The following is a 16,004-nucleotide window of genomic DNA, read 5'->3' on the forward strand; positions in this document are numbered from 1 at the left end:
AAGCGTTATCTTGATATATTGAAAGTGCTTACAGACAACGCTTAATTAAAAAGGGGGAACAAAACACATGTTAAAACCGCTTCTGAAAACGACAGGCTTAGCCTTGTTACTGGCTTCCCTTCTGGCTGGTTGCAATTCAAGCAGCTCCTCTCCAGGGGATTCGTCTACAGCCGAAAAGGATGATAACAGTCCGGTAACATTCTCGTATTACATGTTCTCTTCAGGGAAGAAGGATACGTTGGCCAGCGAAACGACGATTGGCAAGGAGCTTCAGAAACAGACTGGCGTAGACTGGAAAATGGAATATCTCGTTGGCGACAGCGCGACCAAAGCTGGCGTCATGATTGCGAGTGGAGATTACCCGGATGTTATCGCCTCCAGTGGAGAAATGTCCAAGCTGCTGGACGCTGGTGCTTACATACCGCTAGATGATCTGATCGAGAAATATGGACCAAACATTAAAAAGGTATACGGGCCTTATTTTGACAAAATGAGAAATCCGGAGGATGGCAAAATATATGCGCTTCCTTATACGGCAAATCAGGGTGAGTATGCAGCAAGTCCAAATTTCGGGGGCGGAGCCTTCTGGATTCAACGTTCTGTACTGAAGGAATTTAACTATCCGAAAATTTCAACACTGGATGAATATTTCGACCTGATTGAGGACTATAAGGAGAAACATCCAACCGTTGACGGGGCAGAAACGATCGGTTTTGTATCTCTTGCAGGAGTACCCAACAACTTCTTCACGCTGCAGAATCCAGCCATGCACCTCGCAGGATATCCGAATGACGGTGGCGTTATGGTCGATATGAACACCCATGTAGCCAGAACCGTTGCCGGAACGGAAGAGCAGAAACGATGGATCAAAAAGCTGAACGAGATTAATGCAAAGGGATTGCTTGATCCGGAATCATTCACGATGAACAAGGACCAATATCTCGCCAAACTGACCTCGGGTCGTGTTCTTGGTTATTTTAACTACGCATGGCAGGTTGGAGATGCATCCAAAAACCTGCTTGCAGCAGGTATTGATGAGAAGCGTTATGCGCCTCTTCCGATCGTCTTCGACAAAAGCATAAAGGATCAATACATCGATCCTCCGGGCTTTGTAAACAACTATGCAACCGGAATTACCGTCAATGCGAAAGATCCGGTGCGGATTATCAAGTATTTTGACAATTTGCTCAAAGAAGAGAATCAGATTCTCACGCAATGGGGCATCAAGGATCAAACCTACAGTGTAGATGAAAATGGCCGTTTCTATTATGCGAACGACGAGCAACGTAAAATACATGATGACGTCGAGCTGGGCCGCAAGTTCGGGTTCACCTACTTCAGCAATGACTGGCCTCGTTATGGAGGAGAATCCACTCTGTCCGATGGAAACGCATTCAGCCCGGGGAACCAGCCGGAGGTGGTTGCAGCAACTTACACCGAAGGAGATAAAAAATTTCTGGAAGCGTATGGCGTCAAAACATTTAGTGAGCTCTTCAACAAGCCGGATGACCGTCCATGGTTCCCGGCATGGTCTATCGCTCTGGAGCAGGGTTCACCTGAGCAGCTTTTCACAACGAAATCAGATGACCTGCAGCGCAAATATTTGCCTGAAATGATTCTCGGTGCGCCATCGAATTTTGATAAGATCTGGAACGATTACATGGCTGAGTTCAACAAGCTGGACAAAGCAGGTTACGAGAAAAAAATCACCGAGGTAGTGCAGAACCGGGTTGCAGGTAAATGGTAATTCGTTAGAGCTAACCAGAAACAGAACGATTTAGAGCTGTTAGAAGCATACAAACTGTTGCGTGCGCCGAAGAAAACGGGAATCCATCAAGGGTAGCTCTTTATCTTGGCGCACGAATGACAGCATAGGGAAAGGAGTATCTGCATCATGGAGAAGCCAAATGTATCCCTTCACTCTGTTCCACCAGTCAATAACGCCAAAAGGGAACAGAAAAACACATTTTATAGACGGCTGTTACAGCAGCGAACCTTGGCATTTATGTGTATACCCTTTGTGATCTGGGCATTTATATTCAAATATTTGCCGTTATGGGGCTGGACGATGGCTTTCCAGAATTTCAAACCGGCAAGAGCCTTCGCCGATCAGCAGTGGGTAGGCATGAAACATTTCCAAACGCTGTTTGAGGACAACACATTCTATCGTGTACTGCGAAATACACTGGTGATGAGTTCCATCAAGCTGGTGCTTGGCTTTGTCACAGCGATTACACTCGCACTGCTGTTAAATGAGCTCAAAAATATTATTTTCAAACGTTTTGTGCAAACGGTAAGTTATTTGCCTCACTTTATTTCCTGGGTTGTTGCTTCAAGTATTGTACTCACGGTCCTGTCTCCTGACGGTATCGTCAACCTTATTCTTACGAAGCTTCATCTGATCGACAGTCCTGTACTCTGGATGGGAAAAGGGGAGTATTTCTGGGGTATACTGGGGGCCACCGAAGTTTGGAAGGATGTGGGCTGGAACACGATTATCTATCTGGCAGCCATAACATCCATTGATCCTGCCCAGTATGAAGCCGCAGAGATTGATGGGGCGAGTCGTTTCAAACGCATGTTATACATCACCCTGCCAGGCTTGAAGCCGGTTATCGTAATTTTGTTGATTATGAATATGGGAAGCATCCTGGAATCCGGATTTGAACCGCAATATTTGCTGGGCAACGGAATGAACATGGATTATTCAGAAAACCTGGATATCTTTGTCCTGAAGTATGGTTTGGGACTCGGGAACTTCTCCTTGGGTACAGCAGCCGGTATTTTCAAAACGGTGGTCAGCTTCATCTTCCTGTTCACCGCCAACTATATCGCCAAAAAAATGGGAGAAAGCAGACTATTCTAAGAGGAGGGCCTAGGCCATGCCAAAAGCAAAATCATCCCGCTTGCGGAACAGCAGCGCCGGGGACCGTGCGTTTGATGCATTTAATATCATTTTCATGATCTGTCTAATGATTGTTACCATCTATCCGTTTATCAATATGATTGCTGTGTCATTAAATGATGCCAACGATGCGATTCGCGGGGGGATCTATCTGTGGCCGAGGGTATGGACACTCGATAACTACAAATACATCTTCGGTGAATCCGATATCTATCATGCCACGCTGATCTCGGCGCTTCGTACGATTATTGGTACCATAGTGTCCGTATTCTGTACTGCGATGCTTGCGTACACGCTCAGTCGGCAGGAATTTGTGCTTCGCAAGTTTGTCACCATGTTCTTTGTATTCACGATGTACTTCAGTGGTGGATTGATTCCTGGTTACCTGCTGATTCGTGACCTCGGTCTGATTGGCTCATTCTGGGTTTATATCATTCCGGGAGTCATTGGTGTATTTAATATGATTGTCATTCGTTCATTTATTGAAGGGCTGCCTGAAGGAATTCTGGAATCGGCCCGCATTGACGGAGCCGGCGAATTTACGACATTTATCCGGGTTGTGCTGCCGTTAACAATACCGGCTATGGCGACCGTATCTCTTTTCGTAGCCGTAGGTCAATGGAATTCCTGGTTTGACGTTTTTCTATACAACTCGTCTAACAAGGAGTTAAGCACACTTCAATATGAATTGATGAAGATTCTGCAAACCTCGACCACCTCCGCAACTTCTTCAGCAAGTGATGTGTATCAATCTGCCGATAATAGCGGCGTTGCCGTTACACCGACCTCCATTCGGGCAACCATGACAATTATTGCGAGTGTTCCGATACTGATGGTGTATCCGTTCCTGCAAAAATACTTTGTTCAGGGTATGACGATTGGCGGCGTGAAAGGGTAGTCAAGGATTAAGTCATAGTGTCAGGAGTAAAGGAGTAAGGAGTTGTGCGGAAGCTTCAGGTTTCGTAACCAGCTTCATATCTTATACGTCGGGAGATGAGCAGCACGTGAATTCATTGATCAAAAAATCCTTATGTACGATGTTGGCCGCGGTAACAGCATTACCCTTGTTTTATGTTCCTGCTTCCTCCAATGTAATGGCAGCTAATGATGTAGTCGTTAATGCATCTGCAACAAAACAATTGATACGTGGTTTTGGCGGCATGACACATTCCGGCTGGATTGGCGATCTTACTGCGGCGGAGCGGGAAACCGCTTTTGGCAACGGGGCAGACCAGCTTGGCTTTTCGGTACTCAGAATTCCGATTGATGAGAATAAGGACAACTGGCAGCGGGAAGTAGCAACGGCCAAAAAAGCGATTGAGCATGGTGCCATCGTATTTGCATCGCCCTGGAATCCACCTAGCGATATGACAGAGATTTTCACGCTTAATATGAGCTCTGGCGGCGGCTCAACGTATGAAGCCGAATCCACAACAACGCTCTCTGGTGGTGCCGTAGCAGCCACAGCCTTTACAGGATACACAGGCACGGGGTATGTTTCATTCCAAAACGCGAGCGGAGCAGCTGTTCAGTTTAATACGATTCTCATTGGCAGCACCGGTACTAAAAATATCAAGATACGTTATTCCCAGCCGTCCGGCACGAGTAATGTGGATGTCTACGTCAACGGTTCATTAGCTCTGAGCAGTGTAGCATTTGAAGCTACGGGCAGCGGAAGTACGTGGAAGGAAAAGTCAATCCAGGTGCCGATGGTGAACGGTACAAGCACCTTAAAGTTCGTGACTACAGGAACAGGTGGACCAAACATCGACAATATCAACGTGACTGCATTTGTACAGGACACACAGGCCAAACGTCTCAAATACGACAAGTATGAGGCATATGCGCAGTATTTGAATGAGTTTGACACATTTATGAAAAATAACGGGGTTAATCTGTACGCCATCTCCGTACAAAACGAGCCTGACTATGCGCATGACTGGACCTGGTGGTCTCCTGAGGAAATGCTGCGCTTTATGAAGGAAAATGCCGGTTCCATCAACAACCGGGTCATTGCTCCGGAATCCTTTTCTTATGTGAAAACCATGTCAGACCCGCTGCTTAATGATCCCCAGGCGTTAGCTAATATGGATATTCTCGGCGCACATACGTATGGTACACAATACAGCGATTTCCCTTATCCGTTATTCGAACAAAAGGGAGCAGGGAAAGAGCTATGGATGACAGAAGTGTATTATCCAAACAGCGAAACGGATTCTGCAGACCGTTGGCCTGAAGCTCTCGGCGTGGCAGAGCATATGTACAATGCGATGGTTGAAGGGAACTTCCAGACCTATGTTTGGTGGTACATTCGCAGACACTATGGTCCGATCAAAGAGGACGGTACGATAAGTAAACGGGGTTACAGCATGGCGCATTATTCGAAGTTCGTTCGTCCAGGCGATGTTCGGGTAGATGCAACCAAAAATCCGGTGAGCGGCGTATATGTATCGGCATACAAAGGGGAGAACAATAAAATCGTGATTGTGGCCATTAACAAAAATACATCCGTCGTGAATCAACGATTCACGGTTCAGAATGCAGCGGCCTCCTCGGTGTCCTCCTGGATTACGGACAGCACACGCAATCTGGCAGCAGGTTCTCCGCTGCAGGTATCAGGCAATGGATTCACGGCAAATCTTCCGGCTCAAAGTGTGACAACTTTTGTTGTTCAGCCAAAAGCAACAGGGAGAGTAAGCTACAAAGAAACGATGACTATACAACAGCAAAATAGGCAGCCCGCGGGCTGCCTATTGGTCATGGTCTTAATTCCAGTGTAAAGCCGTGAATCTCTTGCTGCGCCTCGCGCATAACATCAATGACTTGGTCAGCATAATCACCGAGCATTTCTCTCGTTGAATCCAGAAAACTCCAGTGAATGGTTAGCGGCATATGCACTTCGCCTGTCAAGGCATCCCACAAGGCATCCAGGTTGCGTCCATAATGCTCGCCCAATTGAAGCCTGTCCTGAAGCAATTGATGGAGCGCTTCACGGCTATGTAATTGCCGCCCGTCAATCTCAATGATACGCATATGTTCCTCCATTATTTAACCTGCTGAAATGACTTGTAATGATCCGTCGTTTGATAGATCAGTCCGTCACTCGAATATAGTATTCGGTCGCTTCCGCGTTTCCCGCCAGTGTAATGAATGTCCGCCTCATACCAGATTCGTCCTTTTTTGTTAGGAAGCAAGCCTTCGCGGTTTCTGAAAACATCGCCGCCGATGCTTTTGCCTGGGGCGACCTGCTGTAAATTGCCCTCGCTCGGCTCCCAGCCCAGTGCCCGGGCATCTTTCTTGGTGATATAATTGGGCGGAAGCTCGTGGTGCTCCCTGATGTAATCGGCAACCTCCTGAAAGCCCATTTCCTTCGAGATGTGAGCAGCGCCGGAGCCGGTATCGGATACGATCTGCGAAGTGCAGCCTGCAAACAGCAGTGCTGATAACAGGATGAACAGAGGGTACAGCCACTTTCTTAAAAGCATGTTCAGATCTCCTTTTAACGATGACAATGTTTTTAATGTTAATCCGTTTTGCACAATAAATCAATTCTCACGAACAGCGGCTGAGACTTTGCATGCACCTCATAAAAAAAACACCAAGCCGTTTATGGCATGATGTTGTTGGTTATGATCTGCTGACTAAACGTGGAAGCCACAGCTTCACGTCGCTGCTTCATATATTTTCCTGGCGAGATGCCTACAATTTTGGTAAAGCTTCGAATGAAATTGGCATAGTCACTGAATCCAGACTGATAACAGGCATCAGTAATGCTCATTCCATCTCTAAGATGTAACTTGGCTAATTCAATGCGCCGACCCAGAATGTAGGAACGAAGGGTAAGCCCGGTATGCTTTTTAAATTGCCGACTTATTGAAGTGCTGTTCATGTAGAATTCTTCAGACAGTACGCCAAGAGTAATATCTTGAGTAATATGTTTATCAATATACTGCATCGTTTTTCGCACCAGCTCTGGCATAATATCCTGAGGCACAAAGGTATTATGCTGAAACCACTGATTGATCAGGACCAGTATCTGAGCCATTGCTGCATTGGTTCTGACATCAGCGCCGAACATGTTACATGAAGCGTAATGTTCGATCTGCCGGGTCCAATAGAGCAGCTGGTTTAACTGATCATCATGCAGATGAATAATGTTGCCTATACCCTGAGGACGATGGTCAAAACAGGACAATAAATTGGTCAGCATGGTAGAAAGCTGGGAGATATACGTTTTCTTCAAATTAATGGTGATGCGTTCATATTCCGTTTCATCCAGAATGAGCGTGCGATGCATCTCGTCCGGAGAGATGACAAGAAGATCTCCACGCTGCATGGGATAACAACGATGATCCACATAGAAATGCACATGACCTTTCAAAAATAAAAAGATTTCGTATGCATTATGCCGATGATAACTGGATTCAAGCTTATATGACGTTGAAGGATGACGGTACAGCAGTTCAGGCTGAATGGGGTCATAAAAGTACTCGGAAGACATCTGAAATGGGCACCTCCGGTCATTTCACGCAATAAATCAAGCAAACAACGCAATGAAATGGGATTCAGGTTCACTTAAAATGTAATCATCCTATCACGAAGGCGTTTGTTTTGCAAACGCTCTCTATTTGCTATGCCCAAAAAGCTGCAAAATCTCATTGAAGTTAAAATATGAGGTGCATTCATTCTATTTTAGGGAGGAATACGAGATGAATAATGAAATGATGCCGCAGGTTGTCTGGCAGCAGGAGATCGGCAAGCTTCGTCCAAACGCTAACCCTCTGGTGGCTCACAAATTCGGTGCTGATCCATATGCGCTAGTGCACAATAATCGTGTCTATCTGTATATGACAAGTGATAAGCTGGAATATGATACAGACCAGATTCCTCAGAAAAACAGCTATCAGTCCATTAACAAAATAACGGTCATCTCTTCGGAGGATCTGATGAACTGGACGGATCATGGCGAGATCAAGGCGGCTGGTCCGGAAGGAGCGGCTACCTGGGCCTCCCAATCCTGGGCTCCGGCAGCGGCACATCGCAAAATTAACGGGGAAGACCGTTTTTATTTGTATTTTGCCAATAACGCAAGTGGAATTGGTGTATTAAGCGCTCCAACCCCGACAGGTCCCTGGTCAGACCCGATCGGGAAAGCGCTGGTGACAAGAGAGACCCCTGGGGTGGAGGACGTCACCTGGTTATTTGATCCGGCTGTGCTGGTGGATGATGACAATCAGGCCTATCTCTATTTTGGCGGAGGTGTTCCAGAAGGAAAGCCTGAAAGACCGGACACAGCGCGCGTGATGCGACTTGGAGCGGATATGGTCAGTGTTGAGGGGAAGGCCGAGGTGATTCCAGCTCCCTTTATGTTTGAGAATTCAGGCATACATAAGTATGACAACATATATTACTATACGTATTGCTCGAACTTCTTTCAGGTGGAACGGGATGAAGACAGTCCGCCGCCGGGGGAAATTGCATATATGACGAGTATGCATCCGATGGGTCCCTGGACGTATCAGGGAACCATTCTGAAAAATCCGGGTCATTTCTTTGGAATTGGCGGTAACAATCATCATGCCATTTTCCCGCTTGGAGATCAATGGTACATCGCTTATCATGCGCAAACACTGTGTCAGGCTATGGATATTCCCGAAGGGTATCGTTCTACACATTTGAATCTCGTAGAATACGAGGAAGGGAGCGGAAGAATCAAGGCTATCCAGGCGGATTACGCAGGGGTGGAGCAGTTGAAGCCTTTGAACCCGTTTCATATAGTTAGCGGTTCCACAATCGGGTGGAGTGCTGGAGTCACCACAAGTGAAATGCAAGAAAATGCCCAGAGTCAGTCCGTGAATCGGAATACGGTGGTTAGTCAACTGCATGCGGGCAGCTGGATTGCTCTATCCCGTGTCGATTTTGGCGAGCAAGGAGCGGCTGGTTTTACAGCATGGTTACGCAGTCAAGCCGGACCAGGTGCACTGGAGCTGCGATTGGGCAGTGAAGAAGGGGAACTGATTGGTACGGTGCAAATTCCTGCATCAGAAGACAGCCGGGGGTGGACGGAAGGCTGGACTTCGATTACGGGAGCGGAGCGTGTCCATGATCTGTATCTTGTGTTGAAGTCGCCGGATAATCACCCGAACAGCAACCCGTGTATTCTTTTGCAGCAATGGACATTTGAAAAGGCATAGGAGGTGTGTGACAACATGCATGCAAACCCAATCATTTGGGCGGATTATCCGGATGTAGATGTCATTCGGGTAGAGGATACGTATTACATGGTGAGTACAACCATGCACATGATGCCTGGCTGTGTCATTCTGCGTTCTTATGATCTCATGCAATGGGAGACGGCTGCGTATGTGTATGACAGACTGGACAATACGCCAGCGCAGCGGCTGGAGAATGGCAAGCAGATTTATGGCAAAGGCATGTGGGCCGCTTCATTGCGTTATCATCAGGGCAAGTTCTATGTCATCTTTGTGGCCAATGATACTCGTCAAACGTATCTCTATACTGCGGATGAGATTACGGGACCGTGGCACAAACAGATTGTGGAAGGATTCTATCACGACTGCTCGCTGTTTTTTGACGATGACGAGCGGGTGTATCTGGTGCATGGCAACAGAGAGATTCATCTGACCGAATTAAACGCGGATCTGTCCGGGCCGAAGCCTGCCGGGAGGCACCGCATCATTGTAACGGATCATCAGCCGCATTATCTGGGCTATGAGGGTGCACATTTCTATAAAATGGATGGCATTTACTATGTATTTCTGATTCATATGACCAAGGCGGCCGGACGCAGAACACAAGCCTGCTACCGGGCTGATTCGCTGGATGGAACATTTATTGGCGGTGAAGTGTTTAACGATGATATGGGGTACTTCAACTCGGGAGTCGCTCAGGGCGGCATTGTGGATACACCGGAAGGTGATTGGTATGCCATGCTTTTTCAGGATCATGGTGCGGTCGGCCGAATTCCGGTGCTGGTGCCCATGAGCTTCAAAGCAGGCGTACCGGTATTTGCCAAAGAGGCTCCGAAACAAGTGCAAATTGCCAGTACAAGACCGGGTTATTCATACAAACCGCTGGTAGCAAGCGATCGTTTCGAATATACACTGGATGATCGGGGCCAGGTGCGGCTTAGTGATGTCTGGCAATGGAACCACACGCCGCATGATGAGTTATGGTCTGTAACCGAGGTTCCGGGTGTATACCGGATTCGCACAGGTCAGCTAAGTCCAAATTTGACGTTTGCGGTCAATACACTAACCCAGCGTTCCATGGGACCGGCTTGTGCAGCCCGCGTAACACTTGACGGCAGCGGGCTGAATGACGGTGATTATGCAGGATTGTGCTTTCTCATTGGCACTTACGGTCTGATTGCACTTACCAAAGAAGCGGGTCAATATTATCTTGTAATGCAGTCAAGAGAGAGTCAGGATGCCAGCATCTTCGGCAATTTGATCGATCAGGAGCCTGCGACAGAGCATGCACGAATCCCTATACAAGGTGCCGTTGTGACGCTGCAGGGATCGGCCAATTTTGTGGAAAATCAAGATGAATGCCGTTTTGCTTATCTCGACGGCTCGGAGTGGAAGAGTCTTGGCATTGCTCATAAAATGGTCTATAAGCTGGATCATTTTATGGGCTGCCGAATAGGTCTGTTTCTTTACTCCACACAAGAGATTGGCGGACGGGCTGATTTTTCCAATTTCGAATATGAACTTCTGGAATAGACGGTTTGAAAAAGAGTCAATAAAAGTCGCCGGGCGGCGGCTTTTTTCGTACTCAAGGCGGATAAGATGTTGTACAATAATAACAATTCTGGATGATTGGTTTTGAAAAAGTGGATGATTGATTCAGGAAAAATGGAATCGTGACACAGATCATGAATATGTTCATTCAATCAAACTGGGGGCATGTTATCATGCATAAGAGATGGATGTACAAAACAAGATGGACCATCATCATTATTTTAACGGTTTGTATGCCTGCCGGACACACACAAGGGAATTCTGGACAACTACTTTCTTCTTCCGGACAGCAAACGGAGACTTCGGAGGAGGCGTATTCTCCGCCTATTCAGGTTTCTTTTGTCAGGGAAACGGGGGAGGATTTGCAGCGAATGATTGATCAGCTTCCGGGTGAGACACTGGTAGATAATCGCTGGACCCGTCTGTATGAGCAGGAGCTGGGCATTCAGATTCGTTATGACTGGATTGCAACAGGGGACGTATACAATCAAAAGCTGGGCGTTTCGTTAGCTGCCGGGCGCTTCCCTGACGTGGTCAAGGTCAATCCGTACCAGCTCAGGCAGCTAAGCAATGCCAATCTGATCGAAGACCTGACAGACGTATACCGTGATTATGCTTCACCACTTACCAAACGAATTCTGGAAGCCGAAGGCAAAGGTGCATTTGATGCAGCAACAATTAACGGCAAGCTGATGGCTATTCCAGAGTCTTCTTCTTCGATTGAGACAGCACAGTATCTGTGGATCAGAACGGATTGGCTGGATAAACTGGGCCTGCATGCGCCGGAAACGATGGAAGACGTGCTTGAAATATCGAAAGCGTTTACAAAGCTTGACCCTGACGGTAATGGAAAGAAGGATAGTTATGGTCTGGCTTTAACGAGTTATCTCTGGGACCCTGTCATGGGTGTATCTGGATTCATGGCCGGTTACGGTGCTTTTCCAAACATATGGATTCGTAATCAAGAGGGAGAGCTGATGTATGGCGGCATTCAGCCTGAGGTGCGCAAGGCACTCAAAATATTACAATCCATGTACAAGGAGGGGCAGCTTGATCCGGATTTTGCCTACAAAAATGGCAGCAAGGAATACCGACTGATTCAGCAAGGAAAAATCGGCATGTTATACGGGGAGCAATGGACCCCGTTTGCTATTCAATCCACTCGTGAACAGGACCCTGAAGCAGAATGGCAGGCTTATCCTATTGTAGCGGAGGAGGGTCGGAACAGAGCTGTACCGCTTCGTTCCAATACAGGGCATTATTTTGCGGTGAGAAAAGGGTTTGCTAACCCTGAGGTTGTTGTCAAGCTGATGAATCTGCATCTGGACAAAAACTGGGGCCAGCACGCGGAGTATGAAACGTATTACAATGATGATTCTCGCGCTGTATGGATGCTTTCACCGGTTACACCTTTTCCGGGTACCAAAAATATAGACGCGTATAGAGACATTCGTGACGCCAGACGTTCTGGTGATTTCTCCAGGTTGGAGAATGAAGCCCTTGCGATCCACAAGCGAATCGCGGCTTATGAAGCAGAAGGCTTGCAGAGTGGCTGGGGGTGGAGACAGACCTACGGCCCGACAGGTGCCTTTAGCATTGCAGACCATTATGAGCAGAGCGGTCAGCTGCTTTATGATCAATTCACAGGTGGAATCACAGCAACGATGGTGGACCGTCAAGAGATCCTTCGTGATCTCCAGCTTGAAGCGTATATGAACATCATTCATGGTTCACCCATCGAAGAGTTTGATCAATTCGTAGAAGATTGGTTTGAGCTGGGAGGAAGAGAAATTACAGCAGAGGTGAATGCATGGTATAAAACCACGGCTGCACGTTCACCACAAGCGTTTGTCCTATCGTATTAAGGCAGGTATTCTTGAACTGAATTCAGGAGGGGAGTGCATTGTTCAAGATACCCGCTCAGTCGTGGTTTAACAGTATATTTGCACGACTGATTATGACCTACCTTGTTTTTGTGATTCCATTAATTCTGCTTGGCGTTTATCTTTACCACTGGAGCTATGATACTGCGAGCCAGGAAATTTCCTTGTCTACAGAGAGGCGGCTCAGTCAATATGCGAATGAGCTTGGCAGAGAGATTGAATGGATGGAGCTGCAGCAGTTTGATATTGCAGAGGACCGCAAGCTGAATCGGCTTGCGATCCTCTGGAACAATATGGGTCAGATTGAAAGACGTGAAACGTTAAATTACTTATCTGATCGGCTTGCTGGCTTCAAGAACAGCAGCGCATATATCAAGAATGTGTATGTACATATACCTGCAGTCAACAAGAGCATTTCTGCGATGCAGGGCATTGATGAGTACAATCGGGCCTCTTATGAATTTTTCAGTTCACATCCGCAGGGCGAAGCGACCCGATTTACTGTAAAAGATGATGCTCTGAATCTGAGTGCGGTACGATTAACAGGTAAAATGGGAGAAGCGCCGTTGTTTGTCATACAGGTAGAGCTTGATAACGCCGCCTTTCAGAATGAACTTTCCCAGCTTAATCTGTATCCGGAGAGTGCCTCTCTGCTCATTGAAGAGAAGACCGGTTTTGCTATTTCCGATCAGAAGGAACGAAAGATCATTCTTGACAATTATCTTGAATATAGTCAAAAGAACTCGCTCGATAGCTTTGAGGTCAACGTAGAGAACACTTTGTATTATGTCAATCAGCATCATATGGAACCACTGGGATTATCCATTGCTACGTATTTGCCTGAAAAGATGGTCACCAAACCGCTGAGCAAATTTTACAAATGGGCCTGGATTTTTGCGATTACATCCTTTATAGCCATTACAGCCTATCTCTATTCTACGTACAAGTTAATTCATATTCCGCTCCTGCTGCTAGTGAAGAGATTCAAAAAGATGGAGGGAGGTGTGCTCGATATTCCGATTGTACATCACCGCAAAGATGAATTCGGATTCCTGTATGACCGCTTTAATCACATGATTGAAAATCTGCAGCAGCTGATTGACCGTGATTTCAAAAAAACGATGATGATGCAGCGAGCTGAATTGAAGCAGCTTCAATCACAGATTAATCCGCATTTTCTCTACAACAGTTTCTTCATTCTCAACTCGCTTGCAAGAACGGGGGAGACGGACCGGATCGAGCAGTTCACGAATATGCTGGGTGAGTATTTTCGTTTCATCACACGAAATGGAACCGATCATGTACCAATGAAAGAAGAAGTGCATCATTCCCGTATCTACACCGAAATTCAGCAGCTTCGCTTTTCCAGACGAATCAAGGTTGATTTTGGGGAAGTGCCACCAGAAATGCAACAAATTCAGGTTCCACGGCTTGTCATTCAACCCATTATTGAAAATGCCTATGAACATAGTCTCGAAAAAAATACGGCTGAAGGGCTGCTGCGTGTTCAATTCCAGATGCAATCATCCTTTGCGGAGATCATTGTAGAGGACAACGGGAATGATCTTCAGACGGAAGATATCAAGAAGATGCAGCAGCTCTTGCATAGCGATTCAACGACGGATGACGTGACAGGACTAATGAATATTCACAGGCGTCTTGTTCTGACATTTGGACCAGAAAGTGGCCTGTTTCTGACCAGAAGTGAATTGCATGGATTAAAGGTTGTCATTCGAATCCAGTGGAAGGAAGGGGAAAACGAATGTATCGTCTTCTGATCGTGGATGATGAGGAAATCATTACGGATAGTCTTTATGAAACATTTTCCAGACATATGCCTGACCAGTTGGACGTATATAAAGCCTATTCGGCTGCAGAAGCATTGTCCTTGATGCGGCGTTCAAGAATAGATATGGTGCTGACGGATATCCGTATGCCAGGTGTCAGTGGACTGGAACTAACCGAAGAGATTCAAAGCCGCTGGCCGCTGTGCCGCATTATTTTTCTTACAGGACACAGTGATTTTGAATATGCATACCAGGCCTTTCAGATGAATAATGTTCGGTACCTGCTCAAAACAGAAGGATATGACAAAGTGATGCACGTTGTGACGCAGGTTATGGAAGAGATTAGACAAAGCCATGATATGAACAAGCTGTTACAGCAGCAGCGCGAGATGACTTCACGGTTGACCGCATTCAAGCAGGATGAGATGCTCCGCAAGCTGCTGCAGGAGGGGGCATCCGCAGGGGCATTGAATGAGCTACAGCAAGTTTTGGCGGAAACGACCGCCGATTTAAAGCTTGATTCTCCCATATATCTGGTACTGGGACGCTCCAATCAACTGCACGAATCGGTCACTGAGCAGGAAGGAACACAAGCCTCTGTACGTATCATTGGAACCTCATTATTGGGAAAGCATACACAATGCGTCAGCACAACGGATCATTACGGAGATGTTGTCTGGTTATTGCAGCCTAAGAGTGAGCAGGGAACAGCAGATCAACATTTTGCCCGATACATTGAAGGCACGCTTGAGCTTGTACAGGAATCCTGTGCTGCTTCACTGGGGATATCCATTACGTTTACATTCAGCGGACACGAATGCGACTGGAGTCAGATTCCTAGACAATACGAGCGACTGAGGTTGCTGCAGTGGATGAGGATCGGAGACGGTGTGTCGATGGTATTAATGGATAGATACGATGAACCTTGGGTTGCTTCTCCGAAAGAGGCTGTACGGATCTCAAGCCGTGTGGAAGCCATGTCGGGTTTTCTCGAAACAGGACGGTTTCAATCCTTCTATGAACTGTTTGAAGAGCTTGTCGGTGAACTGCTTCAACAGGACATGACGATGGAGCGTGCGATGGAAACGTATTATCATTTGGCTTTATCGCTGCACACTGCATTTAATCGTTGGGGCCTGAAGCAGAGAACACCGGATCAGCGAAGTTTGCTTCATTTAAACCATTTCCCCAGCATGAAGGAGGCCGTTCAGTATCTGTATCAAGCGGCTGATGAGCTCGTTAATTTCAAACGTGCCAATGAGGAGGAACGAGCCAATCTGGTCGTGCAAAGTTTATGTAATTATATCAAGGACAATCTGGAAAAGGATCTTACTCTCGTTCGGCTGGCTGAATTGCATCACTTTAATCCCTCATATTTGTCACGGTTTTTCAAACAGGAGATGGGCATTAATTTGTCCGAATTCATTGATGACAGCCGTATTCGCAAGGCCAAGGAGCTGCTTCTGGACAACGAACTCATGGTGCGCGAAGTCGCACTTCAGGTCGGTTATGAATCCGCCCATTCGTTCACCCGGCTGTTCAAGAAACTGACGGGTATGACCCCGCAGGAGTATCGGGAATCCCTGCTTACACGCTCATCAGCACATCGATAAACCCATCATTAGCACAGCAATAAACCGATCAATAGCACATCGATAAACCCATC

The 16,004-nt window shown here is 46.8% G+C and carries 11 protein-coding genes and 3 pseudogenes; 11 read left to right on the top strand and 3 right to left on the bottom strand.

What is annotated here, in order from left to right:
* Nucleotides 1-67: 67 nt before the first annotated feature.
* From HNR77_RS05445 to HNR77_RS05465, 6 genes and pseudogenes are all read left to right on the top strand, one after another.
* Complete coding sequence (locus tag HNR77_RS05445; protein ID WP_184181528.1) at nt 68-1,747, top strand: ABC transporter substrate-binding protein; 1,680 nt, start codon at nt 68-70, stop codon at nt 1,745-1,747.
* A 147-nt stretch (nt 1,748-1,894) separates the two neighbouring features.
* A complete protein-coding gene (locus tag HNR77_RS05450) occupies nt 1,895-2,866 on the top strand; it encodes an ABC transporter permease (RefSeq protein WP_184181530.1) in 972 nt (323 codons plus the stop codon).
* A 16-nt stretch (nt 2,867-2,882) separates the two neighbouring features.
* A complete protein-coding gene (locus tag HNR77_RS05455; protein WP_111268835.1) occupies nt 2,883-3,803 on the top strand; it encodes a carbohydrate ABC transporter permease in 921 nt (306 codons plus the stop codon).
* 139 nt (nt 3,804-3,942) lie between these two features.
* Nucleotides 3,943-4,296, top strand: a pseudogene (locus tag HNR77_RS30845) (carbohydrate-binding protein); the annotation flags it as partial.
* Nucleotides 4,297-4,686, top strand: a pseudogene (locus HNR77_RS30160) (carbohydrate-binding protein); the annotation flags it as partial.
* Between the two features lie 18 nt (nt 4,687-4,704).
* Nucleotides 4,705-5,685, top strand: a pseudogene (locus tag HNR77_RS05465) (glycoside hydrolase family 30 beta sandwich domain-containing protein); the annotation flags it as partial.
* On the opposite strand, the gene HNR77_RS05470 reads toward HNR77_RS05465, so the two are convergent.
* The 3 genes from HNR77_RS05470 to HNR77_RS05480 all read right to left on the bottom strand — a co-directional run bounded on the left by HNR77_RS05470 (nt 5,663) and on the right by HNR77_RS05480 (nt 7,406).
* The gene (locus HNR77_RS05470) at nt 5,663-5,950 is read right to left on the bottom strand and encodes a barstar family protein (RefSeq protein WP_260410326.1); all 288 of its coding nucleotides are present in this window, start codon (nt 5,948-5,950) and stop codon (nt 5,663-5,665) included. The pseudogene HNR77_RS05465 and the gene HNR77_RS05470 overlap by 23 nt on opposite strands.
* Nucleotides 5,950-6,390 (bottom strand): ribonuclease domain-containing protein, encoded by a 441-nt coding sequence (locus HNR77_RS05475; protein WP_184181532.1) that lies wholly within the window; start codon nt 6,388-6,390, stop codon nt 5,950-5,952. Before HNR77_RS05475 ends, HNR77_RS05470 begins: the two co-directional genes overlap by 1 nt.
* 122 nt (nt 6,391-6,512) lie before the next feature.
* On the bottom strand, nt 6,513-7,406 hold the full coding sequence (locus HNR77_RS05480) for an AraC family transcriptional regulator (RefSeq protein WP_184181534.1): 894 nt from the start codon (nt 7,404-7,406) through the stop codon (nt 6,513-6,515).
* 208 nt (nt 7,407-7,614) lie between these two features.
* On the opposite strand from HNR77_RS05480, the gene HNR77_RS05485 reads away from it, so the two are divergent.
* The 5 genes from HNR77_RS05485 to HNR77_RS05505 all read left to right on the top strand — a co-directional run bounded on the left by HNR77_RS05485 (nt 7,615) and on the right by HNR77_RS05505 (nt 15,951).
* A complete protein-coding gene (locus tag HNR77_RS05485; RefSeq protein ID WP_184181536.1) occupies nt 7,615-9,099 on the top strand; it encodes a glycoside hydrolase family 43 protein in 1,485 nt (494 codons plus the stop codon).
* 15 nt (nt 9,100-9,114) lie between these two features.
* Nucleotides 9,115-10,650 (top strand): glycoside hydrolase family 43 protein, encoded by a 1,536-nt coding sequence (locus HNR77_RS05490; protein WP_184181538.1) that lies wholly within the window; start codon nt 9,115-9,117, stop codon nt 10,648-10,650.
* 191 nt (nt 10,651-10,841) lie between these two features.
* Nucleotides 10,842-12,533, top strand: a complete 1,692-nt coding sequence (locus tag HNR77_RS05495) for an extracellular solute-binding protein (RefSeq protein ID WP_184181540.1) — start codon at nt 10,842-10,844, stop codon at nt 12,531-12,533.
* 38 nt (nt 12,534-12,571) lie between these two features.
* The gene (locus HNR77_RS05500; RefSeq protein WP_184181542.1) at nt 12,572-14,329 is read left to right on the top strand and encodes a sensor histidine kinase; all 1,758 of its coding nucleotides are present in this window, start codon (nt 12,572-12,574) and stop codon (nt 14,327-14,329) included.
* Complete coding sequence (locus tag HNR77_RS05505; RefSeq protein ID WP_184181544.1) at nt 14,314-15,951, top strand: response regulator; 1,638 nt, start codon at nt 14,314-14,316, stop codon at nt 15,949-15,951. The genes HNR77_RS05500 and HNR77_RS05505 overlap by 16 nt, the downstream gene beginning before the upstream one ends.
* The last annotated feature ends 53 nt before the right edge of the window (nt 15,952-16,004 follow it).

Origin of the sequence: Paenibacillus sp. JGP012 (assembly GCF_014203995.1) — a bacterium.
Lineage (GTDB): Bacteria > Bacillota > Bacilli > Paenibacillales > Paenibacillaceae > Paenibacillus > Paenibacillus silvae.

Coding starts and splice junctions, on each gene's coding strand:
- HNR77_RS05490 (WP_184181538.1), top strand. CDS start 9,115: ATGCATGCAAACCCAATCATTTGGGCGGATTATCCGGATGTAGATGTC.
- HNR77_RS05475 (WP_184181532.1), bottom strand. CDS start 6,390: ATGCTTTTAAGAAAGTGGCTGTACCCTCTGTTCATCCTGTTATCAGCA.
- HNR77_RS05445 (WP_184181528.1), top strand. CDS start 68: ATGTTAAAACCGCTTCTGAAAACGACAGGCTTAGCCTTGTTACTGGCT.
- HNR77_RS05470 (WP_260410326.1), bottom strand. CDS start 5,950: ATGGAGGAACATATGCGTATCATTGAGATTGACGGGCGGCAATTACAT.
- HNR77_RS05455 (WP_111268835.1), top strand. CDS start 2,883: ATGCCAAAAGCAAAATCATCCCGCTTGCGGAACAGCAGCGCCGGGGAC.
- HNR77_RS05485 (WP_184181536.1), top strand. CDS start 7,615: ATGAATAATGAAATGATGCCGCAGGTTGTCTGGCAGCAGGAGATCGGC.
- HNR77_RS05495 (WP_184181540.1), top strand. CDS start 10,842: ATGCATAAGAGATGGATGTACAAAACAAGATGGACCATCATCATTATT.
- HNR77_RS05450 (WP_184181530.1), top strand. CDS start 1,895: ATGGAGAAGCCAAATGTATCCCTTCACTCTGTTCCACCAGTCAATAAC.
- HNR77_RS05480 (WP_184181534.1), bottom strand. CDS start 7,406: ATGTCTTCCGAGTACTTTTATGACCCCATTCAGCCTGAACTGCTGTAC.
- HNR77_RS05505 (WP_184181544.1), top strand. CDS start 14,314: ATGTATCGTCTTCTGATCGTGGATGATGAGGAAATCATTACGGATAGT.